Origin of the sequence: Rhodococcus sp. NPDC059234, from assembly GCF_042754225.1 — a bacterium.
In the GTDB taxonomy this organism is placed as follows: domain Bacteria; phylum Actinomycetota; class Actinomycetes; order Mycobacteriales; family Mycobacteriaceae; genus Rhodococcus_G.
In genome coordinates, this window is the sequence record NZ_JBHZAH010000021.1 from 1 (window position 1) to 26,245 (window position 26,245).

General features: G+C 68.6%; 27 protein-coding genes. 15 read left to right on the forward strand and 12 right to left on the reverse strand.

The annotated features are described in order from the left end of the window. Positions 1–107 precede the first annotated feature (107 nt). On the reverse strand, positions 108–644 hold the full coding sequence (locus tag ACFXGJ_RS07055) for a hypothetical protein (RefSeq protein WP_378617635.1): 537 nt from the start codon (positions 642–644) through the stop codon (positions 108–110). 186 nt (positions 645–830) lie between these two features. Here ACFXGJ_RS07055 and ACFXGJ_RS07060 point away from each other — a divergent pair, with 186 nt between their 5' ends. The 3 genes from ACFXGJ_RS07060 (at position 831) to ACFXGJ_RS07070 (ending at position 2,599) form a co-directional block, all read left to right on the forward strand. Beyond that, positions 831–1,151, forward strand: coding sequence for a hypothetical protein (locus tag ACFXGJ_RS07060; RefSeq protein ID WP_378617636.1), 321 nt, complete (start codon positions 831–833; stop codon positions 1,149–1,151). Between the two features lie 414 nt (positions 1,152–1,565). Then, entirely contained in the window at positions 1,566–1,976 is a 411-nt protein-coding gene (locus ACFXGJ_RS07065) for a VOC family protein (protein WP_378617637.1), read from the forward strand. Between the two features lie 2 nt (positions 1,977–1,978). Further along, positions 1,979–2,599, forward strand: a complete 621-nt coding sequence (locus tag ACFXGJ_RS07070; protein WP_378617638.1) for a glyoxalase — start codon at positions 1,979–1,981, stop codon at positions 2,597–2,599. Between the two features lie 83 nt (positions 2,600–2,682). Here the strand turns inward: ACFXGJ_RS07070 and ACFXGJ_RS07075 are convergent, their stop codons facing one another. After that, entirely contained in the window at positions 2,683–3,267 is a 585-nt protein-coding gene (locus ACFXGJ_RS07075; protein ID WP_378617639.1) for a TetR/AcrR family transcriptional regulator, read from the reverse strand. A gap of 89 nt (positions 3,268–3,356) precedes the next feature. Here ACFXGJ_RS07075 and ACFXGJ_RS07080 point away from each other — a divergent pair, with 89 nt between their 5' ends. Beyond that, positions 3,357–4,394: a beta-ketoacyl-ACP synthase III gene (locus tag ACFXGJ_RS07080; protein WP_378617640.1), complete on the forward strand. Its 1,038-nt coding sequence runs from the start codon at positions 3,357–3,359 to the stop codon at positions 4,392–4,394. 233 nt (positions 4,395–4,627) lie between these two features. Continuing rightward, positions 4,628–5,170 (forward strand): hypothetical protein, encoded by a 543-nt coding sequence (locus tag ACFXGJ_RS07085; protein WP_378617641.1) that lies wholly within the window; start codon positions 4,628–4,630, stop codon positions 5,168–5,170. Positions 5,171–5,245: 75 nt separating this feature from the next. On the opposite strand, the gene ACFXGJ_RS07090 is transcribed toward ACFXGJ_RS07085, so the two are convergent. Then, positions 5,246–6,394: a low temperature requirement protein A gene (locus ACFXGJ_RS07090; RefSeq protein WP_378617642.1), complete on the reverse strand. Its 1,149-nt coding sequence runs from the start codon at positions 6,392–6,394 to the stop codon at positions 5,246–5,248. A 157-nt stretch (positions 6,395–6,551) separates the two neighbouring features. Between ACFXGJ_RS07090 and ACFXGJ_RS07095 the strand changes: the two genes are divergently transcribed. Then, the gene (locus ACFXGJ_RS07095; protein WP_378617643.1) at positions 6,552–7,424 is read left to right on the forward strand and encodes a hypothetical protein; all 873 of its coding nucleotides are present in this window, start codon (positions 6,552–6,554) and stop codon (positions 7,422–7,424) included. Positions 7,425–7,531: 107 nt separating this feature from the next. Further along, positions 7,532–8,902 carry an MFS transporter gene (locus ACFXGJ_RS07100; RefSeq protein WP_378617688.1) on the forward strand — a complete coding sequence of 457 codons (1,371 nt, stop codon included), beginning with the start codon at positions 7,532–7,534 and terminating at the stop codon, positions 8,900–8,902. Positions 8,903–9,076: 174 nt separating this feature from the next. Here the strand turns inward: ACFXGJ_RS07100 and ACFXGJ_RS07105 are convergent, their stop codons facing one another. Beyond that, complete coding sequence (locus ACFXGJ_RS07105) at positions 9,077–9,742, reverse strand: TetR/AcrR family transcriptional regulator (protein ID WP_378617644.1); 666 nt, start codon at positions 9,740–9,742, stop codon at positions 9,077–9,079. 227 nt (positions 9,743–9,969) lie between these two features. On the opposite strand from ACFXGJ_RS07105, the gene ACFXGJ_RS07110 reads away from it, so the two are divergent. Continuing rightward, entirely contained in the window at positions 9,970–11,232 is a 1,263-nt protein-coding gene (locus ACFXGJ_RS07110; protein WP_378617645.1) for a Ca2+-dependent phosphoinositide-specific phospholipase C, read from the forward strand. 98 nt (positions 11,233–11,330) lie between these two features. Here the strand turns inward: ACFXGJ_RS07110 and ACFXGJ_RS07115 are convergent, their stop codons facing one another. Further along, positions 11,331–12,617, reverse strand: coding sequence for a serine hydrolase domain-containing protein (locus ACFXGJ_RS07115; protein WP_378617689.1), 1,287 nt, complete (start codon positions 12,615–12,617; stop codon positions 11,331–11,333). A gap of 264 nt (positions 12,618–12,881) precedes the next feature. Here ACFXGJ_RS07115 and ACFXGJ_RS07120 point away from each other — a divergent pair, with 264 nt between their 5' ends. Next, a complete protein-coding gene (locus tag ACFXGJ_RS07120; protein WP_378617646.1) occupies positions 12,882–13,727 on the forward strand; it encodes a mycofactocin-coupled SDR family oxidoreductase in 846 nt (281 codons plus the stop codon). Between the two features lie 22 nt (positions 13,728–13,749). Here the strand turns inward: ACFXGJ_RS07120 and ACFXGJ_RS07125 are convergent, their stop codons facing one another. Next, complete coding sequence (locus ACFXGJ_RS07125) at positions 13,750–14,121, reverse strand: hypothetical protein (protein WP_378617647.1); 372 nt, start codon at positions 14,119–14,121, stop codon at positions 13,750–13,752. A gap of 162 nt (positions 14,122–14,283) precedes the next feature. Further along, positions 14,284–15,309 carry an alpha/beta fold hydrolase gene (locus ACFXGJ_RS07130; RefSeq protein WP_378617648.1) on the reverse strand — a complete coding sequence of 342 codons (1,026 nt, stop codon included), beginning with the start codon at positions 15,307–15,309 and terminating at the stop codon, positions 14,284–14,286. Positions 15,310–15,343: 34 nt separating this feature from the next. Here ACFXGJ_RS07130 and ACFXGJ_RS07135 point away from each other — a divergent pair, with 34 nt between their 5' ends. Further along, positions 15,344–16,270, forward strand: a complete 927-nt coding sequence (locus ACFXGJ_RS07135; protein ID WP_378617649.1) for a LysR family transcriptional regulator — start codon at positions 15,344–15,346, stop codon at positions 16,268–16,270. Positions 16,271–16,423: 153 nt separating this feature from the next. After that, a complete protein-coding gene (locus tag ACFXGJ_RS07140) occupies positions 16,424–17,461 on the forward strand; it encodes an FUSC family protein (protein ID WP_378617650.1) in 1,038 nt (345 codons plus the stop codon). Positions 17,462–17,509: 48 nt separating this feature from the next. Here the strand turns inward: ACFXGJ_RS07140 and katG are convergent, their stop codons facing one another. The 3 genes from katG to ACFXGJ_RS07155 form a co-directional block, all read right to left on the reverse strand. Then, positions 17,510–19,708: a catalase/peroxidase HPI gene (katG, locus tag ACFXGJ_RS07145; RefSeq protein ID WP_378617651.1), complete on the reverse strand. Its 2,199-nt coding sequence runs from the start codon at positions 19,706–19,708 to the stop codon at positions 17,510–17,512. A 260-nt stretch (positions 19,709–19,968) separates the two neighbouring features. Continuing rightward, positions 19,969–21,267, reverse strand: coding sequence for an RNA polymerase sigma factor (locus ACFXGJ_RS07150; protein WP_378617652.1), 1,299 nt, complete (start codon positions 21,265–21,267; stop codon positions 19,969–19,971). Between the two features lie 15 nt (positions 21,268–21,282). After that, the gene (locus ACFXGJ_RS07155; protein WP_378617653.1) at positions 21,283–21,702 is read right to left on the reverse strand and encodes a YciI family protein; all 420 of its coding nucleotides are present in this window, start codon (positions 21,700–21,702) and stop codon (positions 21,283–21,285) included. A gap of 309 nt (positions 21,703–22,011) precedes the next feature. On the opposite strand from ACFXGJ_RS07155, the gene ACFXGJ_RS07160 reads away from it, so the two are divergent. Then, positions 22,012–22,707 (forward strand): FadR/GntR family transcriptional regulator, encoded by a 696-nt coding sequence (locus tag ACFXGJ_RS07160; protein ID WP_378617654.1) that lies wholly within the window; start codon positions 22,012–22,014, stop codon positions 22,705–22,707. Then, the gene (locus ACFXGJ_RS07165; RefSeq protein ID WP_378617655.1) at positions 22,707–23,495 is read left to right on the forward strand and encodes an ABC transporter ATP-binding protein; all 789 of its coding nucleotides are present in this window, start codon (positions 22,707–22,709) and stop codon (positions 23,493–23,495) included. Before ACFXGJ_RS07160 ends, ACFXGJ_RS07165 begins: the two co-directional genes overlap by 1 nt. 87 nt (positions 23,496–23,582) lie before the next feature. Here the strand turns inward: ACFXGJ_RS07165 and ACFXGJ_RS07170 are convergent, their stop codons facing one another. Continuing rightward, positions 23,583–23,996: a YybH family protein gene (locus ACFXGJ_RS07170; protein ID WP_378617656.1), complete on the reverse strand. Its 414-nt coding sequence runs from the start codon at positions 23,994–23,996 to the stop codon at positions 23,583–23,585. Here ACFXGJ_RS07170 and ACFXGJ_RS07175 point away from each other — a divergent pair. Both ACFXGJ_RS07175 and ACFXGJ_RS07180 read left to right on the forward strand, forming a co-directional pair. Then, positions 23,995–24,426 carry a winged helix-turn-helix transcriptional regulator gene (locus tag ACFXGJ_RS07175; protein ID WP_378617657.1) on the forward strand — a complete coding sequence of 144 codons (432 nt, stop codon included), beginning with the start codon at positions 23,995–23,997 and terminating at the stop codon, positions 24,424–24,426. The genes ACFXGJ_RS07170 and ACFXGJ_RS07175 overlap by 2 nt on opposite strands. A gap of 132 nt (positions 24,427–24,558) precedes the next feature. Further along, positions 24,559–25,506: an alpha/beta hydrolase gene (locus tag ACFXGJ_RS07180; RefSeq protein WP_378617658.1), complete on the forward strand. Its 948-nt coding sequence runs from the start codon at positions 24,559–24,561 to the stop codon at positions 25,504–25,506. A 46-nt stretch (positions 25,507–25,552) separates the two neighbouring features. Here ACFXGJ_RS07180 and ACFXGJ_RS07185 read toward each other — a convergent pair whose 3' ends face one another. Continuing rightward, entirely contained in the window at positions 25,553–26,191 is a 639-nt protein-coding gene (locus ACFXGJ_RS07185) for a TetR/AcrR family transcriptional regulator (RefSeq protein WP_378617659.1), read from the reverse strand. Positions 26,192–26,245 lie beyond the last annotated feature (54 nt).

Consider the following 26,245-nt stretch of genomic DNA (forward strand, 5'->3'; position numbering starts at 1 on the left):
GAGCAGATCCGTCTCGACGGCGGACGCGCCGAGGCGTTCGAGGTGGACGTCACGAACGCCGTCGACGGCGGGTTCAACGCGTACTCGCGACGACGTCCGCGCCGGCCTCACCCCCGGGTGGGGCCGTTCTCCCTACGACCGGCAGTGAGCGCGCCGCAGGCCAGCACCGCCGAGGCGAGGCCCAGGCCCGTACGTACCCAGTTCCAGCGATACCAGGCGGTCAACTCTGCCTGCACCGCCGCGGGCGGGAAAGTGGGGTCGAGCATGGCAAGGTTCGCGCCCACGAAATAGATCGGGAGGGGCAACAGGGTCCCGACCATGCCGGATGTCGCCAGTGCCCAGGCGAGGCGCCCCGGTCGGTGGCTCCTGACGGCGGAGCGCGTGGTGACCGCCAGCAGGAGGATCGAGGCGACCTCGAAGGGGAACACAGTCGCTCCGGTGACCGGCCCGTAGACCGCGAAGTGGCGCAGAAACGCCGCCGGTTCCATGGCACGCCACGACGGGACGATCACGGTCTGGGTGAGCAGGGCGCCACCTGCGAACGCCGAGGTGGCGGCGACCGCGGTTGTGTCGACGACGCGGGCTCCGCGCCATGAGGTCGCCGGTCCTCGTAAAGGGGAAACAGCCTTCGGGGGCAGAGTCATTGGCCGACTCCAGGTCTTGTATTCGATGGCTTCGGGACGTGCCGGAGGTAGAGGATCGAGGACGGCGCTCGAGTAGATCAAGAGTACCGCCGGCGCAGTGGTCTCTGATGACGGTCGGGCCTGGTAGGCGCTGGTGACGAGGTGAACTCGGCCAAGCGTCGACCGGAACTTTGCATTCTCGAGCCCGTGAGCGTCCTCGAAAAGTACCGCCGGACGCTCGAGCATCACCTTCCGCGTAGCCGCGACATCTCGTTGATGATCGCCACGATCGCGGTTCTGGTCGGACAGTTCGTCGACTCCGAGGACTACTCCGCGCTGGGGGGCCACGACGAGTTCGCTCAGGCCCGCAACTCCCTCGGCGAGAGGCGCTTCGACGCCGCGCTGACCGGCGCCCGCTACTCAGGCCGCGGCATCGAGATATGCAGGGACGAGTGTGCCGTGATCAGCCGGCACAGGATCCGCGTCCACCATCCGCCACTCCGCGCGCTGTTCGTACTCGTCGGCTGAAATGCTCCCGGCCAGGTACTCGGCCAGATCCGCGACCTGGTCGCGGCTCACGTCCTCGGACGGGTCGTCTGCCAGCGTCTGCGACAGCACCCACCGATCCGATTCACTCAATGGTGCCCACAACTCTGGCCAACGTCGCTCGTACTCGCAGGGGTTCGACATTGTCGGGACCTTTCTGCCCTGGTCAGCAGCCCTGTCCATGCGGCCAGGACTCGTCTTTCCGACACGGCGCACATACTGCGAAAGCGTCACCTCAGCGCCTTGCCGTGCAAGCCACAGTGCCCTCCGGCGCGGCCGCGCGACAGGGGAGGAATACCTGGATACATGCCTGCTTTCCGGGAACAGACCGGGACACGGCCAGACCGATCAGGAATCGAGAAGCGTCGACATCGCGCCGCGCCTAGCGTGATCGTCATGGACATCACCATTCACTCAGCCTTTCTTCCGCACACCGACCACCAGGCCTCGCTGGCGTTCTACCGCGACATTCTCGGGTTCGAGGTCCGCAAGGAGGTCGGCTACAACGGGATGTACTGGATCACCGTCGGCCACCCGGACCAGCCCGGCACCTCGCTGGTGCTGCATCCGCCGGCCGCCGATCCCGGGATCACCGACGACGAGCGTCGCACGATCGCCGAGATGATGGCGAAGGGGACGTACGCGATCCTCACCCTGGCCACCCCGGACCTCGACGCGACCTTCGCGCAGCTCGAATCCAGCGGCGCCGAGATCGTCCAGGAACCGATCGAACAGCCGTACGGCATCCGCGACTGCGCCGTCCGCGATCCCGCAGGCAACCTGATCCGCATCAACGAGGTGAACTGACCATGACCACCATCGAATCCCTCACCGTCGAGTCCATCACCCTCGAGGTCCCCGATGCCGCGGCCGCCGGGGCCTTCTACGCCGCCTTCGGCGTCGGCGACCACGTCCAGGTGCGTGCCGCCGAGTCTCCGACGACCGGCTTCCGCGGCTACACCCTCTCGCTCGTGGTGTCCCAGCCGAACAACGTCGATGCCTTCATCGAGGCCGCCCTCGACGGCGGCGCCACCACGATCAAGCCGGCCAAGAAGAGCTTCTGGGGGTACGGCGGCGTCGTGCAGGCCCCGGACGGTGCGATCTGGAAGGTGGCGTCGTCGTCGAAGAAGAACACCGGACCCGCCACCCGGCGGTTCGACGACCTCGTGCTGTTGCTGGGCGTCGAGGACGTCAAGGCGACCAAGCAGTTCTACGTCGATCGTGGGCTGACGGTGGCGAAGAGCTTCGGCCGCAAGTACGTCGAGTTCGAGGCCGCGCCCGCGAAGGTCAAGCTGGCCCTGTACGGACGCCGCGCCCTGGCCAAGGACGCCGGTGTCGCTCCGGACGGAAGCGGGTCGCACCGGATCGTCCTCGGCAGCGCCGCCGGATCGTTCACCGACCCGGACGGCTTTTCATGGGAAAATTCCTGAGCCTGAGTCGATTTCAGGCACACACTGCTGGAGCAGCAGACCGCACACCCCGCCGGAGTTCGCGATTCCGGCGGGGTGTGTCGTCAGCTGTGCGAGAGGTGATGACCCAGCAGGACCCCGAGCTGGATGCGCGCATCGACGAAGGGCTGGCTCGACTCGAGCGCGCGGCTCTGCACGATGGCGCCCTCGATCACCGACAACAGCAGTCCCGCCATCGAGCGCGCGGTCTCTTCCTCGATTCCCGCCGCGACCATGCCGTCGGCGAGCCGGGCGGTCCAGTCGGTGAACGCCTGGCCGGCGGCGGACTGCACCGCGGGATCGAGCTCGTCCAGGGCGGCGGCCATCATGAACGAGCCCAGCCGGTACTCGCTGGACTCGAGCGGCTCACGCCAGAATGCGAACAGCTCGTCCAACCACTGCTCCACCGACGGCTCGTTCGCCAGCTTCTCGGACATCGCGTTCAGGTGTGAGTACACCAATCTCGACACGATCCGGGTGGCCGTCTCGACGAGCTGGCCCTTGCCGGACGGGAAGTGCTGGTACAGGGAGTTCCGCGACGCGTTGCTGCGTTTGAGCAGCTCAGTCACTCCTGCCGCGTTCACCCCGAGCTCCTGGACGATGGCAATCGTGCTCGCGAGGAGTCGAGCGCGCGGGCGTGCCGTGGTCATGCGAGTCCCCTCCGAAACCTTGTGTGGACCGATCAGTTCATGTTAGATCTACCCCATATGGACTGATCGGTCCACATGAGGAGGATGCTGTGCCCGCCCCAATCGCCACCGCCAGTCCCATCGCCCATGCTGCCCTGCTGGGCCTCGGGGCGTACCGACCCCGCCGCGTCGTCCCCAACGCCGAAATCGTCGACCAGATCGACTCCACCGACGAATGGATCAGGACCCGTTCCGGCATCACGTCACGCCACTGGGCCGACCCCGACGAGACCATCGTCTCCATGAGCGTCGCCGCCGCCCGCGACGCGCTCACCGCCGCGGGCCTCGCGGCCGAGCAGATCGACGCGGTCGTGCTGGCCACCTCGTCTCAGATGGTGCTGGGCCCGTCGGCAGGCGCGATCGTGGCCACCGAACTCGGCATGCACGACACCGCCGCGTACGACATCTCCGCCGGGTGCGCGGGCTTCTGTTATGCGCTCGGCAACGCCGCGAGTCTCGTTCGCGCGGGGCAGGCTCGGCACGTCCTGGTGATCGGCGTGGAACGACTGTCCGACCTTCTCGATCCGACCGACCGGACCTGTGCGTTCATCTTCGCCGACGGTGCGGGCGCGGTCGTGGTGGGCCCCGCCGACGCCGAGGGGATCGGCCCGGTCGCGTGGGGCTCCGACGGAAGCCAGACCGCAGCGATCAAGCAGGACAAGGACTTCAAACAGTACTTCGCCGAGGTCGCAGCCGCCGAGGCCAGCGGCGGCAGCACGGAACGGCCGTACATCCGGATGAACGGTCAGGCCGTGTTCCGGTGGGCCGTCACCTTCCTCGAGAAGGCGTGCCGCGACGCCCTGGAGAAGGCCGGGGTCACGACCGACGACCTGGACGCCTTCGTGCCGCACCAGGCCAACAGCCGCATCACCGACGCGCTGATCCGGACGCTGGGACTGCCGGAGACCGTCGCGGTCGCCCGCGACATCGTCGAGTCCGGCAACACCAGCGCGGCCTCGATCCCGATGGCGATGGAACAGCTCATCCGATCCGGCGGCGCCAAGCCCGGCGACACCGCGTTGCTGCTCGGCTTCGGCGCCGGACTGGCCTACGCAGGACAGGTCGTCCGGCTCCCCGCGATCGCGTAGCTCACCAGGCCTGGCGGGCACGTCCCCCTGTGCGGTGCCCGCCAGGCCGGTCGCACCGAAGACGAGCGCGAGAAGGACTCGATGCGCCTCCGACGCGGCGGGAATCGCCGAGAGTCGCTGCGCGAGTGCGCCGTCCAGATCGCACGATTTGTAACAGTTTGTTTAGTATCGCCGAGTAAGAAGATATAGCGAACATCTCGATTCTCGTGGTATCGGATAACAGGGGAGTGATGATGAGCAAACTGATGCTGCGCCGTGTGAGCGCTGCGGCACTGGCCACCGTCGGACTGGGGACGGCGGTGGCGACTGGAGGAGGCGCCGTCGCGAGTGCTCAGCCGGCGCCGCCGACCTCGACGACGATGACGTGCTCGAGCGCTAATCCGCTCTTCTGGGCACCGTCGTTCACCTGGAACGTCAATGCCGCCTCGGGCGAGTCGCTCCGCCCCGGCGGATCCGGGCTCGAGCCCGCCATCTTGCTGAGCGGCGGAAACGAACTGCCCGCGCCGCCCGGTGGCCTCCTGCCGAGCATCGGAATCAACTGGTACGGCACGCGGGTGCTGGTCGACTGGCACAACACGACGACGGGGGCCACCGGCCACAGCGTCAGCGACGAGGCCGCACTGCAGCAGAAGCCCGGGATCCCGATCAACCGCACCTGGACCGGCACCGGAACGGTGGACTTCACCGTCACCGTCCAGACCGGCGGCGGGTGGTGGTTCGTCAATCCGCAGAACGCCGTCTGCAAGGGAACGATCTCCGTAGTACCCGGGCGCTGACTCGGATCGGTCCCGGTTGGCGCAGCGACCTGCGCCAGCCGGGTCGACCCGGCCCGGCTCGGCGGAGGCGCCCGGCTACACGTACGCGCTGTGCTGGCCGGTGCGCAGAGTGATCAGGTCGTCGGCGATCACGGCGACGTAGGCGACGCCGACGAGGGCCGCGAGTTGCGCCCAGGCAACCCACGCGACGCCGATAGGGATCGTCGCGGCGACGGCCGCCGCAGCAACCAGGCGGTACCACGCGCGCGGTAGGCGCAGCGCGACGCGGAAGAAGAACTGGCCGAGGAAGTACAGGGTGACACCGCCGGAGAGCGCGGCGGCCGCGGCTACCGAGGCGGCCTCGTTGCCGTGCGCGATGCTCATCTTGATGCCGGCGGCGGTGATGATGATGCCGACCAGCAGCGGATAAAGGGCGTAACCGTAGGCGAGGACCGCGACCGTCGATCGCTGCCGATCCGGCACGGTGGACAGCGCGTGTTCGCCCCGCTCGTCGTCGATGCCGAAGTACGCCCACCACAGCACGTATGCCAGCGCCAGCCCGAGTGCCACGTTCGTCACCAGGCCGACCGTCAGCTTCTCCCCCGCCAGCCCCGCGCCGATCGAAACGACGGACTCGCCGACCGCGACGATGACCACCAGGCCGTGCCGCTCGCAGAAGTGACTGGTCCGAACCACGAAATCGCCGGTGTCGACCAGGTACGGACTGAGCACCTGAACCGCGAATGCCAACGCCCAGCAGAGGTATTGGATCCAGCCGTGGGTGAATCCACCAGCCAGCACCAGTGCGGCCGCCAGCGCGTTGAGCGGCGCGAGCCGCGTGATGGCCCGCGTCGCCGACGGGCCGCCGTTGGCGTAGAACATCGCCGTGTGCACCACGTTGACCAGCACGTAGCCGAGCCCGAACGCGATTCCGGTGCCGTGGAAGGCATCCGGGATGGCCAGCGCCAGCACGAAGAATCCGAACATGCCGATCAGCAGGAAGGTTCGCCGCGCCGAACTGTTCGGTGCGACCTCGTTGGTGAGCCAGACGTAACCGCTGTACATCCACCAGATCACCCCGAAGAGCAGGGCCACCTGGCCCACCGCCTGCCAGCTCGGCTGGTGGGTGAAGACGTGGGTCAACTGGGTGATGGTGAAGACGAAGACGAGGTCGAAGAAGAGCTCCAGGGTCGACGCTCTGACCTGTCCCCCTTCCGCATCGGTCGCGCTCTCCGTGCCGGTCACGGCAAGAGCCTAGAACGGGCCGGACGGGTGCGCGCGGCGATCCTTCGAACGCCACCGGCGGCGTGACCCACGGCGTATACGCAAAGAGGTTGCACATACCCCCTAGGGGTATGTATGTTCGGTGTGTCAGACCGACGACACGACGAGAGGCACCGCAATGAGCAACCACACGCACGCCGACCACGCGGCCCACACCGACCACCAGCACACGGACCACGCGGCCGCGGGCCACGGCGGCCGCGGCGGGCATGCCCACACCGCCCACGCCCACACCGCCCCGGCAGGCCACCACGCACACAGCGCCGGCGCTCCGGGAGGCCTCCAGATCACCCAGGACGGCTACACGCTGGATCTCGCCGAGACCATCGTCCGCCCGGGCGACGTCGACTTCCGGTTCCGCATCCTCGGCCCGGACGGCCGGCCGGTCACCGACTACGCCCCGATCCACGACCGCGCCCTGCACCTGATCGTGGTGCAGCGCGAACTGACCGGGTTCTGGCACGTGCACCCCGAACTCGCGACCGACGGCACCTGGTCGGTGCGGCTGAACCTGCCCGCCGCCGGCACCTACCGCGTGTTCACCGATATCGCGCCGACGCAGCTCGGGCGCACGATCACCCTCGGCGCCGATCTCGCAGTGGCCGGCAGCTACGACCCGCAGCCGACGCCGGGCCAGAATCGCACCGCGGTCGTCGACGACTACGAGGTAGTCCTCGACGGGGATCTCGTCACCGACAGCGGCGACCTCCTGACCCTGACCGTGCGCAAGGACGGCCGGCCCGTCGCCGACCTGCAGCCCTACCTGGCCGCGTTCGGCCACCTGGTGATCCTCCGGGCCGGCGACCTGGCCTACGTCCACGTTCACCCGAACGGCGAACCCGGCGACGGCGTCACCGCGCCCGGCCCCGACATCACCTTCCACACCGCGGTGCCCGGCCGCGGAACCTACCGGCTCTTCCTCGATTTCAAGCACGGAGACACCGTCCGCACTGCCGCGTTCACCCTCGACGCCACCGACCACCGGCACTGACGCCGCCCCGACCCAAGGAGAACCCATGTGCGACTGCTGCTGTCCCCGCACCCGTGACCCACCCCTCCCCGCATACCCCGAAGGATGCATTCGCGATGCGAAAGCCGATGATCACCTCGCTCTTCGCCCACCCCGACTATCTGCGGCTGTTCACCGCACAGGTGTCGTCACTGTTCGGCACCGGTTTGACCACAGTCGCACTGGGACTGCTCGCCTACGAGCTCGCCGGCGCCACCGCCGCCGCGGTGCTCGGCACCGCGCTGACGATCAAGATGATCGTGTACGTCACGGTCGCACCGATCGTGGCCGCCTACGCCGACCGCTTCCCCCGCCGGCTCTTCCTGTTCGTGCTCAACGTGATTCGGGCCGCCGTCGTGCTGGCGCTGCCGTTCATCGGCCAGATCTGGCAGATCTACCTGCTGATCGCGGTCCTGCAGACCGCTTCCGCTGCGTACACCCCCACCTACCAGGCGATCATCCCCGACATCCTGTCGGACGAACGCGAGTACACCCGGGCGCTCTCGGCCGCCCAGCTCGCCGCGACGATGGAAACCCTGCTGAGCCCGATGCTGGCCGCGGTGGCACTGACCATGATCAGCTTCCAACGGCTGTTCGTCGGCACCGCAATCGGATTCGTGGTCTCGGCTGCCCTGGTGATCGCCACCCGCGTTCCCGACGCCCGCGCCACCACCGAGGGCACCTTCCGGGACCGGATCACGGTGGGCATGCGGATCTTCGCCGCCACGCCGCGGCTACGCGGACTGCTCGGCCTGAACCTGGTGGTCGCGGCCGCGGGCTCGGTGATCATGGTCAACACCGTCAACTACGTCCGCGACACGCTCGGCGGCACCCAGTCGGGAGTGGCGATACTGTTGGCCGCGAACGGTTTCGGCACGATGCTCGTCGCGCTGTCGCTGCCACGGGTCCTGGACCGGTTCGGCACCCGGCCGGTGATGCTGGCCGGTGCCGCGACCCTGATCACCGGACTCGGATCGGCCATCGCCCTGTCCCTCGCCGACTCCGGCGACTGGCGCTGGGGCGCAGCGATCGCCGTGTGGGCCGTGGTCGGCGCGGGTACCGCGGCGGTGCTCACCCCGACAGGGCAGGTGCTGCGACGCTCGTCGCAACCTGCCGACCGGCCCGCGCTCTTCGCCGCCCAGTTCTCGCTGTCCCACCTCGCCTGGCTGCTCACCTACCCGATCGCCGGGTGGCTGTCGGCCGCCGGCCTCACCACCACCTGGGTGACACTGGCCGTAATCGCGACCGTCGGAATCGCTGTGGCCGTGCGGATGTGGCCCCGCCACGACCCCGCCGAGATCACACACCTGCACGAGGTCGGGTCGATCGACCCCGCCACACTGGCCGACGCCGACCGCGTGGGTGCTCGCCTCTACCGGCACACCCACCCGTTCGTCATCGACGCCGAGCACCCGCGCTGGCCGACGGAGACGGCACGGAAGCCGGCCCCGGTCGGGTGACCGCCCCTGAGCCCGGGAGTGACCTGCCCGGCCCGTGTCCTGTCGCCTCTTCCCATGAATGCCCTGCCGTGGAAGAACTGTGCGGGCGATCAGACGTGCCAGATCGCAAGCACCTGCCCGGGACAGGCAGCCGCCTCCGAGATGCACTCGGAGGCGACGGGGAACTCACCGGCGTCAGCGGAGACCGGTCCCGTCGGCGGAAATGCGCATCAGAAGAGCGTCCGCCGCGGCCTCGAAGACGCGAGGGAGATCGATCTCGTCCGGCAGGCTCGCCCATTGCGATCGCACCCCTTCGTTGAGCGCCAGAAGTTCGAGAACCACCTGCCGCGCATCGGTTTCCGGCTTGAGCTCACCACTGGAGATGCCACGCTCGACAACCGGAACGAGGGCCTCGAGAATCCTGCCCAGGTTGCTCCTCAGTCGCTCGCTCGCGGGATTCGATTCGAGAAGCGCCTCCCCACTGAGCACGGCGCGGAAACGCACGAGCTCGGGGTGTTGCATGCTGGCCTGGACCGACGAGACGAACTGCCGGAACAGATCCCGCGCCGAACCGGACTGCGAGAAGACCGGCACGAAGGCCTGCTCGCGCGCATCGACGGCGGTAAGGAACAGTTCCCGCTTGGTCCCGAAGTGATGGATCACGGCCGCATCGCTGATGCCCGCGTCGGCCGCGATCCGGGCGATGGACGCGCTCGCGTAGCCGAAGCGGGAAAAGTGATCGACGGCAGCCGTCAGGATCCTCTCGTGCGTGTCGTCGCCCGGCGCGTACCGGCGGCGCGGTCGAGGTCTGCGCCGGGACTGAGTGGTGCCGTCCGGCGGGTCCGTCCGTGCGGGCGTCATTGCGGACCCTTCCCTTGACCGAGCGAGCGACTACTGGCAGCCGAGCTTATTGGCTTCGCCCGCGCCCGCCCAACGGCTCGCCCCGCCTGCACCCGCCGCACAGCGCCATGCGCTATTCACAAATGCTTAGTAATGACTTAGCATTTGCGCTCGAGAGTCGCTCCAAGCCCATACAGGCCGACCCTGGCCTGCGGTTATACGTCCCGATTGGAAACGGAGAGCCATCCATGAGAACCCCCAAGCACCAGTCGCGGCTGCGCTGGGCCGCGCGAGCCGCGGTCCTCGCGGCCATGTCCTCGGTCATCGCATCCACCGCGATCCCCGCGGCGAATGCCGGCGGGCCGTACCCCCTCGACGACACGCTGCGCCTGAACCAGATTCAGACGATGGGTACGCACAACAGCTATCACGCCGGACTGATCCCGCAAGGAATTCCGCCGTCACTGGGCGCCCACTATCCGGTCGAGCAGATCAAGGCGGGTCTCGACTACCGGCACAAGCCTCTGACCGAGCAACTCAGCCGGCTGGGAGTGCGCCATGTCGAGCTCGACGTCAACGCCGACCCCCAGGGCGGCCGATTCGCGGAAGCCCCGCTGCTCGCCGAGGTGGGTGCCCCCACTCACATGGCGGACCCCGCGTGGGCTGACCCCGGCCTCAAGGTCTTCCACATCCCCCAGGTCGACCAGCAGACCAACTGCGTGAAATTCACTTCCTGCCTCGGCGAACTCGAGCAGTGGTCGGACAAGAACCCCGGCCACGTTCCGCTGATGGTCTTCGTCGAGTTCAAGGACATCGACATCCTGCAGACCGATCCGAAACCTCCTATGGCGCAGTGGGGGCCCGCCGACTACGACCGCGTGGACGCCGAGATTCGGTCCGTCCTCACCGACGACCAACTCATCACCCCGGACGACGTCAAGGGCAGCTACCCCACCGTGGAGGCGGCCGTCCTCGACAAGCACTGGCCGACCCTCGCCGAGTCGCGCGGAAAGTTCATGTTTGTGAACTGCAACTGCCTGGCCGGCGACCGGCACCGCGTCGACTACCTCCGACCGGACGGCAGCCTGACCGGCCGCGTCATGTTTCCCACCTCACAACCGGGCAATCCGGATGCAGCCGTGGTCCTGGCCGACGAGTCGATCCCGAACGCCGCCCGGATCCGCGAGTTGGTCGAAGCCGGTTACATGGTCCGCACCCGCTCCGACATCAACACCATCGAGGCCCGCACCGGAAACACGGCCGCCCGCGACGCGGCATTCGCATCCGGCGCCCAGTTCGTCAGTACCGACTACCCGGAACCGGACCCGAGACTGAACAACGGCTACGCCGTCCAGGTTCCCGGCGGAACCCCCGCCCGGTGCAACCCGGTGAACGCGCCCACCAGCTGCAAACCACAAGACATCGAGAACCCCGCCTTCCTGCAGTCCACGTCGGGCGGGGGTTCGAGCGGTGGAAGCTCCAGCCCCGGGGGCTCACTGTTCGGTAGCTAGACACTCCCGGCGCCACCGGCGGGGTGGTCGCGCATGACAACCGAGGCCATCCCGCCAATCCGGGAGACAATCCACTTCGCCCAGACGGTCGAGACCCACTAGCTGGTGGGGACAGGGGTCGGTGCGGGCACCAGCGACAACCCCGCGTAGATCTCGTCGAGAACCGTTGGCAGCAAAGCGTTCGCCGTGGTCTGGCCTTCGGGCGACAGGGTCAGACTCGTCCAGATCACGAGCGTCACGTCGTTGTCGGGGTCGTACCCGATGAACGAGTTGAAGCCCGGCAGTTCGCCGCCGTGGTAGTACATCGCAGCGTTCGGCCCGAAGCGCTGATAGCTGATCCCGTACCCGTATTGCTGCCCGTCTGGCGCGTTAGGATCCTCGGGCCGCAGGCTGTGCAGCCACTGCTGCTGGAAATCCGGATCGAACACCTTGCCCGACACCAGCGCTCGGATCCACCCGGCCAGGTCGTCCGCCGTGGAAATAGCGCCACCGGCGGCGGTGGCGTAGGAGGGGTTCTGATTGGTGTAGTCCCGGGGTTGGAGCGTCCCGGCCCGTGCCGCGACCTGTATCTCGGCGGGGTACGGCTCGTCGACGAGGGCGTAGGACGACCCGCCGTACATGTAGCCGTGCGAGTAGCGATCCGGGATGGTGGCGTCCTCGGCGGCCGGAAGCGAGGTCTGCCGCAGTCCGAGCGGCCCGAGCAGCCGATCCTGGAATTGCGCGGCCAGGGAGCGCCCGCCGACCTTCTCGGCGATCAGGCCCAGCAATGCGTAGTTGGTGTTGTTGTACTCGTAGGAGGTGCCGGGCGGGAAGTCCGGCGGGTGCGCGAACGCGAGATCCAACACCTCCCGGGGGGTCCACACCTTCGCCGGTTCGGCGTCCAGAGTGACCGCCAATTCGGGTGCGCTGGTGTAGTTGTACAGCCCGCTGCGCATTGACAACAGCTGTTCGATGGTGATGCTCTCGCCGCCCGGCACATCCGGGACGTAGTCGGACACCGGATCACCGAGCCGGACCTTGCCGTCCTGGGCCAGGAGCAGGATCAGCGCAGAGGTCATGGTCTTGGTGTTCGAGGCCATGCGGAAATGCGTGTGCACGTCCGGCGGTGTGTGCGTGCCCAGGTCGGTGGTGCCGACCACCGCCTCGAAGTCTCCCTGCGGGGTGCGGAGCCGGACCACCGCTCCCGGGACGAGCATCTCCGCGGCCGCGGCGTTCACGGCGGCCTGGAACGCGGCCGGATCGATCCGGTTCAGCGCCGTTCCCGCCGGTACGGCGCCGCTCACGGTCGCCGCGGCGGACGGTGAACCACTCGACGCGTCGGTGGTCGTCGGACCGGCCGCGCGGGAGCATCCCCCGACGAGGAGCGCAGCGCATGCCGCGACCATTCCGATGCGGGCGGCGCGCGCCACGCCAGAACGACGCCTCCCGGTGCGCGGGCCCGGCACGCGTTCCGCTCGGGTGTCGCACATGGCCGACATCACCGCCCCAGCGACGTGTTCGGTGTCGCGCCGCCGAACGGTTCCCGCCCGGCAGACCTCCTTGCCATGTTAGCCCCGGGAGCAACGGCGTCTGTACCGCGAAACGACCCCCCGGACGCCGCCGGCGATAGATGATGAACGTGTTTCAGTTTCAACGAGTTGAGGAGAACGATGGACAAGCTCACCGGCCAGGTCGCGTTCATCACCGGCGCCGCGCGCGGTCAGGGACGCGCGCACGCGGTGAAGATGGCCTCGGAGGGGGCCGACATCATCGCGGTCGACCGCTGCGCGCCCGTGACGACCGCGGGATACGACATGGCGACGGAGGCCGACCTCGCCGAGACGGTGGCACTGGTGGAGGCCGAGGGCCGGAGCATCGTGGCGACGGTGGCCGACACCCGCGACCTCGATTCGCTGCAGAAGGCCGTGGACGCCGGCGTCGAACGCTTCGGTCGCCTCGACATAGTCGTGGCCAACGCCGGTATCGCCGCATCGCCGAAACTGTCCTGGGACCTCACCCCCGACGAGTTCCGCGAGATGATGGACATCAACGTCACGGGCGTCTGGCAGACCACCAAGGTCGCCATCCCGCACATGATGGCGGGTAACCGCGGTGGCTCCGTCGTGCTGATCAGTTCCATGGCGGGACTGCGCGGCGTCCCGGGCATCGTGCACTACTCCACCGCCAAGCACGCGGTCCGAGGTATGGCGAAGTCTCTGGCAAACGAATTGGCATGGGCGAACATTCGGGTGAACTCGGTTCATCCCGGCAATGTCCGGACGACCATGATCGACAACGAGGCCATGGTGCGCGGGTTCCGCCCCGACCTCGAGAATCCGGTACTCGACGACACCGCCGAGATCATGCAGAAGCTCAACCTGCTCCCCCAGCCCTGGGTCGAGGCCGAGGCGATCGCCGACGCCGTGCTGTACCTGGTCGGCGACACCGGGCGCGGCATCACCGGAATCGCACTGCCCGTGGACCTCGGCACCGCCGAGAAGTTCGCCGGCGGATAGTCGGCACGGGCGCGGCACCCGATCAGGAAATCACCACTGCCGAGGACACCGAGCAGGGCAGCAGGCCGGCCAACATGCTCACGACCGGGCCCGAGCCGACACTCGCCGGCGGTGCGTTGACGAACGCGAAGCCCCGGAACCCGGTGGTGAGGTTCGTCCATTGGACAACGGCGCCGTTCCACTTGGACAGGGGCGCAGTGGTCGTGTAGCTGATTCGGTCGGGTGCCACCCGCTCGGCGGTGAACGTGAGCCACTCGCCGGGCGCGCAACTCGATATCGAGAACGGCACGAAGGCGACGGGGGCTGCCGACGCGGCCGCCGGTACCGCCAGGATCGCCGCGCCGACCACCGCGGTCAGCGCGGCGATTCGACCAAAAGCCTTGCGGGTGAACATTGGAATTCCTTTCGCCGAACCCGGGGCGTCCACTCCGGTGGCGCGAATTCCCGTCACCGAGAGGCCGTCATTCTTCTTCCCGTGGTCCACACAGAAGCAAGTCCAACAATCGTATCCCCGTCGGCGCCAGATCCCATCGGACCGTGAACACCCCGATCGACGTCAGGACGCCGTGACGTGGTCGTCGAGGAAGCGGCCCGCCAGCTCGGCAATCGCCGCGGCGTGCGCGTGGAACAGGTAGTGGTGACCGTCGAGGATCACGACCTGTTGGATCGACGGATTGCTGATCGCCGCACGGTGCGAGGCCTCCCACTCCGGCTCCGCCTCGAGCGAGGTGGACGCCAGTATCGACATGACCGGCATGGTCGCTGGGAACACCGCCCCTTCGACCGCCCGCACGTTGTCCGCTTCGCTGGCGGCCTCGTCGAGCATGGTGGCGTTCAAGACCCATGCGTACGACCGCAGATACAGGTCCTGCTGCTCGCGGCTGTACTCGTCGGCGTCGCCGAGGCTCTGCCTGTAGTCGTCCACCAGGCCCAGGTAGTCGGTCCGCTCGTCCAGGGCGATCAGGTCCCGTATGCCGCCGACCGCGGTCACGGCCGACATCCAGCCCGGCCAGTCCGGGGAGTCCTGGGCCGCGCGGGCGGTGTAGCGCTCGTCGTCCAGGCCGACCACGGCGGCCACCTCGTCCGGCCGGTGCGTGGCCCACCACGTCGCATAGAGACCCGAAATCGAATGGGGCATCAGGACGTAGGGGCCGTTCAGTCCCAGGCCCCGAAGCGCGGCCCGGGTCTCGTCGACTATCGCCGCACTGGTGCGTGGGGCATCGGTGCCGTCGCTCAGACCCAGCCCGAAGTACTCGACGGTGACGACCGTGTTCTCCTCCGCGAGGCGCCGAGCCAGCGGATCGAGGTCGAGGATCGGTTCCGGTGTGCCCAGGCCGGGCAGCAGGACGATGGTGCGGGGTCCCGAACCTTGGACGGCGACACTCATCCGGCGCCCGTCCACGTCGACGTAGCGGTGGTGGGAACCGATCGCCTGCTCGACGGCCGCCTTGTCGCGGGGAGTGTGCCACCGGTGGACGCCGGCCGAGACTGCAACGGCGACGACGACCAGGACGACCACACCGACGAAGACCTGACCAGCAACCCGGAGGACGCGGCGTGGCCACGATCGCTTCGACGTCACGCTGCCCACCGTAGTTGGCGTGGTCGAATAGACCATGCTGTTCCGCCAACTCGAGTACTTCGTGGCGCTCGCTCGGGAGCGGCACTTCGCTCGCGCCGCAGCCGCCTGCTACGTGTCTCAACCGGCGCTGTCCGAGGCGATCCGCAAGCTCGAACAGGAGTTGAAGGTTCCGCTGGTCCGGCGCGGACGTGCCTTCGAAGGCCTCACCCCGGAGGGCGAGCGGCTCGTGTTGTGGGCGCGGCGCATCCTGGCCGACCGCGATGCACTCGAGCACGAGGTCGCGGCGCTGCAGACGGGCCTGACCGGTGAGCTCCGGCTCGGGGTGATCCCGGCCGCCTCGACCACTGTCGCCGTGATCACCGATGCGTTCTGCGCCGAGCACCCGCTGGTCCGGGTACAGCTCGAGACGAGTCTGCGTTCGGCGGACATCGTCGAACGCGTCCGCCGATTCGAACTCGACGCCGGGATCGTCTACCCGGACGGGCAGGACACCGCCGGCCTGCTCGTCACACCGCTGTACGAGGAGCGGCACGTGCTCGTCGCGGGCCGGGACCTACTCGCGGGCCGATCGGGCAGCATCGACTGGCCCGACGCGCTGGAACTGCCGATGTGCCTGCTGAACAAGGGTATGCGCGGGCGCCAACTCATCGACGATGCGCTGGCCACGCACGGCCTCGAGGCGACACCACAGCTGGAAACCGATTCCATCGCAACGCTTCTCGCTCACATCGAGACCGGACGCTGGGCGAGTATCGTGCCGCAGACCTGGCTCCGCAGCCTGCGGCCGCCTCCCGGCGCGAGTGTGCTGCGATTGGACGGCCCGGCCGTCGCCGCGCGGATCGCGCTCGTGACCGATGCGGTCGAGCCCGGCTCGGTGCTCACCCGCGCACTGATCCGGTCCGCGCGGGGCGCCGGTGCCGACGGCGCGCTCGCCGGGTCGTCGGTGCCTGCCACCGACTGACCTCGGCATCCTCGATCGGTCCGGCCTATCGACCGGTCGGAATCCCGTCTTGGACACCCTCGGCATCGTGCCGTGAGACTGAAATCGCCTTCCGCACGCGACGGACGGCGACGAATTCGGCGGCCACGGGTCCGCTCTCGACGAGGGGTGACGATGTCCGACATCCGGTGCGCGCCGTCTCCGATACCGGAGACCCCCGCGGACACGAACGAGCACCTGCACGCGAGCAGGGTTGCGATCGGACTGGTCGTTCCCGGGCTGGCGCTGGTGATTGCCGGCCGTCCCGACCTCATCGTCTACGCCGTCTTCGGGTCGTTCACCGGGATGTACGGGCGGTCCGAGTGTCACCGCGAACGCCTCAGACATCAACTGCAGGCGAGCGGGGTGCTGCTGACCGGTGTGGCCATCGGTGTTCTCCTGTCCGGCATCCAGGCTCGACCGTGGATGCTGGTGGTCACCGAGGTCGGCTTCGCCGCGGTTGGATCGGTGGTGACGGACCGGTGCGGACTCCGTCCGGCGGGCCCCTTCTTCGGAATCTTCGCCCTCGGCGCCATCGCCGTCGGCCCTGCCGGGCACGTCGCGCCGTGGGCTGCGTTGGCGATCTACGCCGGCACCGCACTGCTCAGCATCGTTGTGGGCCAGTCCCGTTCGATTCGCGGCCGGGCACTCGGTCGCGGCACGGCCGCCCGACCGGTCCGTGCGGACGGGCAACCGGACACGTCGGAGGTGCTCATCCAGGCGGCGCGCTACGCGCTGGCCCTCTCGATCGCAGGTGTGATCGGTTTGCTGCTCGGGATCGGCCACCTCAACTGGGCACTGGCCGGCGCCGCGGTGCCGTTGGCCGCCACGGACGCGCGCAGCCGCGTGTACCGCGGGATCCATCGCGTGCTGGGCACACTTGCCGGCCTCGCCGCCACCGCCGCGCTGCTCCTGCCCGACCTGTCGGCGACCGTGCTGGCGGTGTTCGTGATCGCCCTGCTCTTTCCGACAGAGCTGTTCATGACCCGCAATTACGGACTCGCCATCGGCTTCTTCACACCGCTGATCATGTTGATGACCGAACTCGCCTACCCGACCGAGCCGATGACGCTGATTCGCGACCGCGTGATCGGCACCCTCCTCGGCGTCGCCGCGGGGGTCGCGGTCGCGGTGACCACCCACCGATCCCGAGGAGCACCGGCCGTGGACTGACCGCCAGGGTTCGGGCGGTCAGTCCTTCGGGCACCGGCCACCGGGTCGTCAGGCGAGGTCGAAGCGGTCGAGGTTCATCACCTTGTCCCACGCAGACACGAAGTCCTGCACGAACTTCTGCGCACCGTCGTCGCTGCCGTAGACCTCGACGAGTGCGCGCAACTGCGAGTTCGAGCCGAAGACGAGGTCGACGGCGGTGGCGGTCCACTTGACCCCGTCCGTGGCGCGATCGCGGCCCTCGTACACGTTCTCGGACGCCTCGGACGGCTTCCATTGTGTGCCCATGTCGAGCAGGTTCACGAAGAAGTCGTTCGTCAGGGTCCCGGGTCGGTCGGTGAGAACCCCGTGCCCGGACTGACCGACATTGGCGTTCAGGGCCCGCATGCCACCGACGAGAACCGTCATCTCCGGAGCGGTCAGGGTCAACAGGTTCGCCTTGTCCAGCAGTAGCCGCTCCGCGGGCAGCTTCTCCCCGTCTCGCAGGTAGTTGCGGAACCCGTCGGCCCGGGGTTCGAGGACGGCGAACGCCTCCACGTCGGTCTGCTCCTGCGAGGCGTCGGTGCGACCCGGCGTGAACGGCACAGTGACGTCGTAGCCGCCATCGCGCGCTGCCTGCTCGACCGCCGCACATCCGGCGAGCACGATCAGGTCGGCCAGCGAGATCCGCGTGTCGTCGGAGCGCACCTCGTTGAACTCGCGCTGAATCCGCCCGAGGGTCGACAGCACCTCCGCCAGCCCGTCCGGCTCGTTCGACTCCCAGTCCTTCTGCGGCTCGAGCCGAATTCGCGCCCCGTTGGCACCACCACGCTTGTCGGTGCCACGGAAGGATGCAGCCGCGGACCAGGCGGCCCCGACCAACCGGGAGATCGGCAGCCCCGACGCCAGGACCGCGGACTTGAGCGCCGCGACGTCGCCCGCCCCGACCAGGGCGTGGTCGACCGCCGGGACCGGGTCCTGCCACAGCTGCGGCTCCGCAACCCACGGCCCGAGGTAGCGCGAGACCGGCCCCATGTCGCGGTGCAGCAGCTTGTACCAGGCCTTGGCGAACTCCTCCGCGAGCTCCTCCGGGTGGTCCAGCCAACGACGGGTGATGGGCCCGTACACCGGGTCGAACCGCAGCGAGAGGTCCGTCGTCAGCATCACCGGACTGTGGGACTTCGACGGATCGTGGGCGTCACCGACGGTGCCCGCCCCGGCGCCGTCCCTCGGGATGTACTGCCACGCCCCGGCCGGGCTCTTGGTCTTCTCCCACTCGTAGCCGTACAGCGTCTCGAGGAAGCTGTTGTCCCACCTGGTCGGGGTGGGCGTCCAGGTGCCCTCGAGGCCGCTGGTGATCGCGTCCCCACCGACGCCGGTGCCGAAGGAGCTCTTCCAGCCGAGGCCCTGCTGCTCGATCGGCGCGGCCTCGGGCTCGGGCCCGACCAGGTCGGCAGGTCCCGCGCCGTGGGTCTTGCCGACGGTGTGGCCGCCCACGATCAGCGCGGCGGTCTCGACGTCGTTCATCGCCATCCGGCGGAAGGTCTCACGGATGTCGACGGCCGCGGCGAGCGGGTCCGGGTTTCCGTTGGGCCCTTCCGGATTCACGTAGATCAGGCCCATCTGCACGGCGCCGAACGGGCCGGTGAGTTCCCGGTCGCCGCTGTAGCGCTCGTCGCCGAGCCAGGTGTCCTCCGGCCCCCAGAACACCTCGTCGGGCTCCCAGATGTCCTCGCGGCCGAAACCGAAGCCGAACGTCTCGAACCCCATCGATTCGTAGGCGCAGTTGCCGGCGAAGATCAGCAGATCCGCCCAGGAGATCTTCCGGCCGTACTTCTGCTTGACCGGCCAGAGCAGCCGGCGTGCCTTGTCGAGGCTCGCGTTGTCGGGCCAGCTGTTGACGGGGGCGAAACGCTGGGCGCCCTCGCCACCACCACCACGGCCGTCGGCGATGCGGTACGTCCCCGCCGAATGCCAGCTCATCCGGATGAACAGCGGCCCGTAGTGACCGAAGTCGGCCGGCCACCAGTCCTGCGACGTCGTCATCAGCTCGATGACGTCGCGTTTCAGCGCGTCCACGTCGAGCGTCCGGAACTCCGCCGCGTAGTCGAAGTCCTCGCCCATGGGATCGGACAGGGGCGAGTGTTGATGGAGAACCTGCAGGTTCAGCTGATTCGGCCACCAGTCCTGGTTGGTCATCGGTCGATGTGCATGAGGAACCGGGCAGCCAATTGCCGGGCTTTCACTTTCACTGTTGGACACGTCGGCCATTCCTTCCGGGTGTGGATGTGACGGAGCGCGACCGCGGATGTGGTCGCGAGACCGGTGCTGTCGAGCGGTCGGGGCTCACTCGGACGGAACGCCGGACCAGACCTTCGGGATTCAGCGCCGTCAGCACGTCGTGCGCAGCCTCCAGCGCCGCGACCCGAGTCCGGGTCGCGCGCAGCTCAGCCGTGCGCATCTGCTCGGCATATTCCCTCGTCGAGGGCACACGAATACAATGACTCATCTTTCTGGATTCGGTCAAGAGTTCAGGAGCCTGGCGCGGGCAGATCGGCGATCTTTCGCTGCAACACCCCTCGCTCACGCTCGTTGCGGCACAAGCGAACTGCGCTCTCCAGTTCGGCGCGAGCCTCCTCGGCGCGGCCCAGTCGGGTGAGCAACTCACCGCGAACACTCGGCAGCAGGTGCGAGTGCGACAGCGCTCCGGAAGCGATCAGACCGTCGACGATCGGCAACGCCGCAGCCGGTCCCTGCGCCATGGAGACCGCCACCGCGCGATTGAGGTCCACCACCGGTGACGGCGCGAGCCGGCCGAGCGCCTCGTAGACGAGCACGACGCGTTCCCAGTTGGTCTCGGCGACCGACGGTGCGAGGGCATGACATTCGGCGATGACCGCCTGCAGTCCGTAGGCGCCCAGGCCCCGGCCGACGTGCTCCGCGCGCGCCAGTGCGGCTCGTCCCCGCCCGATCGCGGCGACGTCCCAGCGGCGGCGGTCCTGGTGCTCGAGCAGCACCGGCTCGCCGTCCGGCCCGGTGCGCGCCGGGAAGCGCGCGGAGGTCAGCTCGAGCAGCGCCAGCAGGCCGTGCACCTCGGGCTCGTCCGGCACCAGCCGGGCCAGCACCCGCGCGAGGCGCTGCGCCTCGCTCGCGAGGTCGAGCCGGATCAGGTCGTCGCCGGAGCTGGCGGAGGAGCCCTCGGTGAAGATCAGGTAGACAACGCTGAGCACCGAGCCGAGCCGCTCCTTCCGCTCCGGCGCCGACGGCACCTCGAACGGCACGCGGGCCGCGCCGAGGGTCTTCTTCGCCCGGGTGATCCGGGCCTGCACGGTCGCGGTGGGAACGAGGAACCCGCTGGCGATCTCGTCGCTGGTCAGACCGCCGACCACCCGCAGGGTGAGTGCGACCCTCGCCTCCCGCGACAGCACGGGGTGGCAGGAGATGAACATCAGCGCGAGCACGTCGTCGTCGATCCGGTCCGGATCCCACAGCACGTCCCCGGCGTCCCGCGCCGGATCGACAGGTGCGCTCCCCGTCACGGCGCCGCCCTCGCCCAGGTCGTGGGCGAGGGCGGTGTACCGCTCGTCGAGTGCGGAGCGCCGGCGGAACGCATCGATCGCGCGGCGCCGGCCGACGGTCAGCAGCCACCCCGCGGGGTTGCGGGGCACGCCCTCACGGGGCCAGGTCACGAGCGCCTCGGCCAACGCCTCCTGAGCAAGGTCCTCGGCCAGCGCGAACTCGCCGGTGTACCGCGCGAGGGCACCGACGATCCGCGCGGACTCGATCCGCCAGACCGCGGCGACGGCCTCTCGGCCGGTGGGATCCGCCATCGCCCGTCGATCAGATCAGAGCTGGCCGGTGGCTTCGCGCCACGCCCGCTCCTTCTTGATCCACTCGTTGTCTTGCGGGAACTCGTCGATCGTGGTGACCCGACGGATCTCGGTCTTGAACCCGGGGCCGGTGACCGGCGACCGCTTCGCCCACTCGACGGCCTCCTCCTTCGACGCCACGTTGAGGAGGTAGAACCCCCCGAACAGCTCCTTGGTCTCGCCGTACGGGCCGTCGGTGACCACCGGCTGCTCGGAGGAATGGTCGACGACCACGCCCCCGGCGGCGTCGTCGAGTCCCTCCGCGGCGAGCAGCACCCCGGCCCGGATCATCTCGTCGTTGTACTTTCCGATGGTCTCGAGCATCTCGTCGAAGTCGGTGTTCATCATCCCCGCGTAGGCCTCGTCGGTGGCGCGCATGACCAGCATGTACTTCATTACTGTCGTCTCCCTGGTTGTCCGGGTCCTCTCTCTGGAACCCTCTCATCCACAGGTCGAACGGGGAAGGTCGCGGATCGACACGCCTGCCGAACTTCTTTCCGGCGACGCCGGATCGCATGGGCGGATGGACACCTGCCGCTCCGACGGTCGGTCCGGAACAGCCGAATGATCAGCATCACCGCACCGAAGATCAGGACCGCCGTGCGACCAGCGAGGTGGTGCCACTGCGCGCGACGAGGTGAGCCACAGAGAGATCAGAGGTCTGATCTCTCTGGTAGCCTGGCCGCAGTCGCCGAAAGGACAGCCGTGAGCCCCGAACTGAGAAGCGGTCCGCTCGTTCCACAGCTGGAACGGATACTGCGCGAACGTATTTCGAGCGGACACTGGGCGCCGGGTCAACGATTGCCCCGCGAGGCGGACCTGGCCGCCGAACTCGGCGTCGGCCGATCATCGATCCGGGAGGCGGTCCGACTCTTGGCGCAGGACGGCCGGCTGACGGTGCGTCACGGCGTCGGCACCTTCGTCAGCGAATCCGCAGCCACGCCGTCGAGCGCCTCCGACCTCCCCCGCCTGTTGCGCCGCGCCCGACTGCTCGAGGTGTTCGAGGTGCGGCGCGCGCTGGAGGTCGAGGCCGCCCGGCTCGCCGCGACACGCGCCCGACCGCACGACCTCGCCGCCCTGCGAATCGGACTCGAGGCCCGGCACTCGCTGCACGGGACCGGCATCGAGGAGTTCGTGAGCGCCGATCTCGACTTCCACGCCGCCGTCGTGGACCTCGCCGGAAACGCCGTCCTGGCAGCTCTGTTCACCTCGGTCCGTCCGTTGCTCCACGACGCACTTGTCGAGCTCGAGCGGGACGAACCCGAGCACCCCGACACCTCGGACGCACACGACGACCTCCTGCGCGCGATCGAAGCGCAGGACGCCGCCGCGGCCATGGCCGCGGTGGCCGCAAACATCGACTCCGTGATCGCCACCCTGCAGATGGAGGAAGACGCCTGATGTCGCCGATCGTTGCCACCGACGCCGTCACGGTCGTCCGTGACGGGCGAGCCCTCATCTCGGATGTCTCGGCGACCGTCGAACGCGGTCAGCACTGGGTGCTGCTGGGATCCAACGGGGCGGGGAAGAGCACCCTGCTCAGCCTGCTCGGGGCGCAGACGCATCCGACGCGCGGGATCGTGCGGGTGCTCGGCCATCGGCTCGGCCGCGTGGACATGCGCAGCCTGCGTGCCGCGATCGGGCACGTGAACCCGAGGCATCCCCTGCAGTCCCCGCTCACCGTGCGCGAAGTCGTGCTCACGGGTCTCACCAACACCACGGAACTGGTTCAGCGCTGGACACCGACGCCCCAGCAGCTCGACCGAGCCGACGCCCTGATCGCGGCGTTCGGGGTGGCCGAGCGTTCCGACGCTCGGTGGCCGAACCTGTCCCAGGGCGAGCGGGGGCGAGTGCTGATCGCCCGGGCGCTGATGCCGGAGCCGCAACTCCTCCTCCTGGACGAGCCGTCCACGGGTCTCGACCTCGCGGCACGGGAGCAGTTGCTGACGGCCCTCGACCAGGTCCGGCGCGAGAATCCTTGGCTGGCCAGCATTCTCGTTACGCATCACATCGAGGAGATCCCCGCGTCCACCACCCATGCGATCCTCATTCGCCGTGGCGAGGTCCTCGCGCAGGGACCGATCGAGGCGGTCCTCACCAGTGACCAGGTCAGCGACTGTTTCGAGCACAGCATCGAGATCAGCATGCACCGCGGACGGTGGGCCGCCCGAGCGTTGACGCCGGCATGATCCTCCTGGCGTGAGGTCCGCGACGTCACGCTGCCGTCGGGGACGGTCGCGGAAGTCTCACCGGGCGAAGCGCCGCGGCGTACCCGACTACGGCGTCGCCGTCCCGAAAGGATTGTCGATCACGTAGCGCCAGTGGCCGTCCGGTCCACGGCGCGCGACATCGGTCGCCGTCCCGCGGACATCGACCGAGTCACCGGCAGCCGACGTCCCCGCGATCACCCAGTCCACGATCATCAACGCGATGTCCCCCATGACGTAGACGTGCCTCGGAAAGACCTCGATCGGCAGGCCGAGCGCCAGCAGCCGAGCATTCGCCGCACGCCGTTCGGCACCGCTCGTCACGTGCCCGGGTCTGTCGACGAGCAGCCCGTCCTGCTCGTAGACGCTGTCCACGATGTCGGCGTCACCGGTATTGAACGCCGCCGCGAAGACGTGCGGGTGATCGTGAGGATCACGCGTCAGGGGAACACCGGCCTGGCCGTGCGTGTTTGATGTCGGCATGAGGACGAGCACACCAGGCGGTTCCGCGGCTCACCAAACGGTTAGTCGAACGCAGTGGGACGAGGAGCTCGTCCCGACCCCGAACGGGCGGACGGCTGTCCCGGACCCGGCATGTTCGGTCGAGATCGCTCTGCACGCCATCGCGGGCCGCTGGACCACCCTGGTGTTGCGCAATGTGATGCACGGGCCGGCCTCGTTCTCCGAACTCTCGAACTCCCTTCCGGCGCTGAGCGACAAGGTGCTCACCGACCGACTCACCCACCTGGTGAACGAAGGCATAGTCGAACGCGGGATCCATTCCGGATTTCCGTCGCGCACCGTCTACCGTCTGACCCCACGCGGTGAAGCACTTCGTCCACTTCTGATCGAGCTGTACCGCACGGGCCAGCGTCTCCGCGAGGCGAGGGACCGGGATCCGATCGACCTCTAGGACGCCCCGCGCACGCCGAGCCGGTCGGCTGACACCCTCCCGTTATGCGGGAGAACGCATTTCATGGGCGCCTCCACGGCTTCTACGCTTCGGGAATTCGGACACCGACCACCTGATTCCCCGAGGATTGCCGTGCAGAATCGAATCGATCCGCAATTGCGAGCGCTGCTGCCGGCACTGCCCCACGTGGACATCGCGGACCCTGCCACCTTCCGGGAGAGCCAGCGCCTGCGTGCCGCCATGCTGGCGGCTGCGGTCGAACGCCCCGACGGTGTGGCGGTCACCGACGGCCAGGTTCCCGCCCGCGACGGCGGAGCCGACATCCCGATCCGCCTGTACACCCCGACCGGCCCGACCCGTCCGATGGGCGCTCTCGTGTGGTTCCACGGCGGTGGGTACGTGTTCGGCGACATCGCGAGCAGCGAGCGATCCTGCGTCGCCATCGCCGAGAGCGTCGGCTGCCTCGTCGTGAGCGTCGAGTATCGACTCGCACCGGAGAATCCGTACCCCGCCGGCCTCGACGACGGCCACACCGCCCTGATGTGGGTCGTCGAGCACGCGAACGACCTGGCGGTCGATCCCGCTCGCATCGCGATCGGGGGCGTCAGCGCCGGGGCAGGACTCGCGGCGGGCCTCGCGCTGCGGGTACGCGACGAGATGGGCCCGGCCCTGGCCTGTCAGGTTCTGGACAATCCGATGCTTGACGACCGGATGCAGACCGACTCGATCCGGGAGTTCACGGACACGCCCCTGTGGACCACCGCCCAGGCGGCCCTCGCGTGGGATTTCTACCTGGGGGACGCACGATCCGAGGCTTCCCCGTACGCGGCCCCGGCCCGCGCCGAGAACCTCATCGGCCTGCCTCCCGCGTGGATCTCCGCCTGCGAACTGGACCCCCTGCGCGACGAGGCCCTCGACTACGCCCTTCGCTTGATCCGTGCCGGGGTACCGGTCGAATTGCACCACCGGCCAGGGACCTTCCACGGTTCCAACGCCATCCCCGGTCCCACGGTCTCGGACCGCACGCGTGACGACATGCACCACGCACTGCGGGCGGCGCTGGGCGAATCCGAGGTCTGACGCCCGCGGATCACCCGGTCGACCGGAAGCCGTCGGCCCGACGGGTTCAGGACAACATGTGCTCGGCCCCGCCGGTGACGAAGGTGACGAGATCCTCGTAGTACTCGACGAGTTCGTCCTCGGTGACCTTGCCTCCGCCGGCCGCCCAGTCGTCGACGCGGCTGAGCGACTGCAGGAAGCTCATCACGGCGATCGGCCATCGCCGATCGATTCGATCCGCGGCGGTGTCCGGCAGCGCCCGACGCACCTGTTCGCGGAGCCGAAGCGAAAGTTCGTCCTGGCCGGTGGAAGTGACCGCGGGTCGGCCCTCACGTGAAACCTGGACGACGATCTTCACCCAGCGAATCCCCCGGACTCGATGCGTGCGGAGGAGGTCGAGATACGGATCGGTCAGGGCGCGGACCACCTCGCCCAGTGCGGGGGCCTCCGTCGCCGCGGCGAGGCGATCGATGTTCGCCCCGATCTGCCGCGACAGGTCGGCACCGAGGTCGAGCAGGACGGCCGCCAAGAGATCTTCCTTGGAGCCGAAGTGGTAGTGCACGGCCGCCGGACCTTGACCGGCCGCTGCATTGACCGCTCGAATCGACACCGCGTCGACCCCCTGAGCGGCGAACATCCGTTCGGCGGTCTTGACCAGCCGGTTGCGGGTGGCATCGCCCTGTCTGGTCTGTGTTGTCCGGGCCATGGGAGGGAGCGTATCCGAACACCCGCGAAGCACCTGACGGCCGTTCGGGATTCG

Coding starts and splice junctions, on each gene's coding strand:
- ACFXGJ_RS07055 (WP_378617635.1), bottom strand. CDS start 644: ATGACTCTGCCCCCGAAGGCTGTTTCCCCTTTACGAGGACCGGCGACC.
- ACFXGJ_RS07065 (WP_378617637.1), top strand. CDS start 1,566: ATGGACATCACCATTCACTCAGCCTTTCTTCCGCACACCGACCACCAG.
- ACFXGJ_RS07070 (WP_378617638.1), top strand. CDS start 1,979: ATGACCACCATCGAATCCCTCACCGTCGAGTCCATCACCCTCGAGGTC.
- ACFXGJ_RS07075 (WP_378617639.1), bottom strand. CDS start 3,267: ATGACCACGGCACGCCCGCGCGCTCGACTCCTCGCGAGCACGATTGCC.
- ACFXGJ_RS07085 (WP_378617641.1), top strand. CDS start 4,628: ATGAGCAAACTGATGCTGCGCCGTGTGAGCGCTGCGGCACTGGCCACC.
- ACFXGJ_RS07095 (WP_378617643.1), top strand. CDS start 6,552: ATGAGCAACCACACGCACGCCGACCACGCGGCCCACACCGACCACCAG.
- ACFXGJ_RS07100 (WP_378617688.1), top strand. CDS start 7,532: ATGATCACCTCGCTCTTCGCCCACCCCGACTATCTGCGGCTGTTCACC.
- ACFXGJ_RS07105 (WP_378617644.1), bottom strand. CDS start 9,742: ATGACGCCCGCACGGACGGACCCGCCGGACGGCACCACTCAGTCCCGG.
- ACFXGJ_RS07110 (WP_378617645.1), top strand. CDS start 9,970: ATGAGAACCCCCAAGCACCAGTCGCGGCTGCGCTGGGCCGCGCGAGCC.
- ACFXGJ_RS07115 (WP_378617689.1), bottom strand. CDS start 12,617: ATGGTCGCGGCATGCGCTGCGCTCCTCGTCGGGGGATGCTCCCGCGCG.
- ACFXGJ_RS07120 (WP_378617646.1), top strand. CDS start 12,882: ATGGACAAGCTCACCGGCCAGGTCGCGTTCATCACCGGCGCCGCGCGC.
- ACFXGJ_RS07125 (WP_378617647.1), bottom strand. CDS start 14,121: ATGTTCACCCGCAAGGCTTTTGGTCGAATCGCCGCGCTGACCGCGGTG.
- ACFXGJ_RS07135 (WP_378617649.1), top strand. CDS start 15,344: ATGCTGTTCCGCCAACTCGAGTACTTCGTGGCGCTCGCTCGGGAGCGG.
- ACFXGJ_RS07140 (WP_378617650.1), top strand. CDS start 16,424: ATGTCCGACATCCGGTGCGCGCCGTCTCCGATACCGGAGACCCCCGCG.
- katG (WP_378617651.1), bottom strand. CDS start 19,708: ATGGCCGACGTGTCCAACAGTGAAAGTGAAAGCCCGGCAATTGGCTGC.
- ACFXGJ_RS07150 (WP_378617652.1), bottom strand. CDS start 21,267: ATGGCGGATCCCACCGGCCGAGAGGCCGTCGCCGCGGTCTGGCGGATC.
- ACFXGJ_RS07155 (WP_378617653.1), bottom strand. CDS start 21,702: ATGAAGTACATGCTGGTCATGCGCGCCACCGACGAGGCCTACGCGGGG.
- ACFXGJ_RS07165 (WP_378617655.1), top strand. CDS start 22,707: ATGTCGCCGATCGTTGCCACCGACGCCGTCACGGTCGTCCGTGACGGG.
- ACFXGJ_RS07175 (WP_378617657.1), top strand. CDS start 23,995: ATGAGGACGAGCACACCAGGCGGTTCCGCGGCTCACCAAACGGTTAGT.
- ACFXGJ_RS07170 (WP_378617656.1), bottom strand. CDS start 23,996: ATGCCGACATCAAACACGCACGGCCAGGCCGGTGTTCCCCTGACGCGT.
- ACFXGJ_RS07185 (WP_378617659.1), bottom strand. CDS start 26,191: ATGGCCCGGACAACACAGACCAGACAGGGCGATGCCACCCGCAACCGG.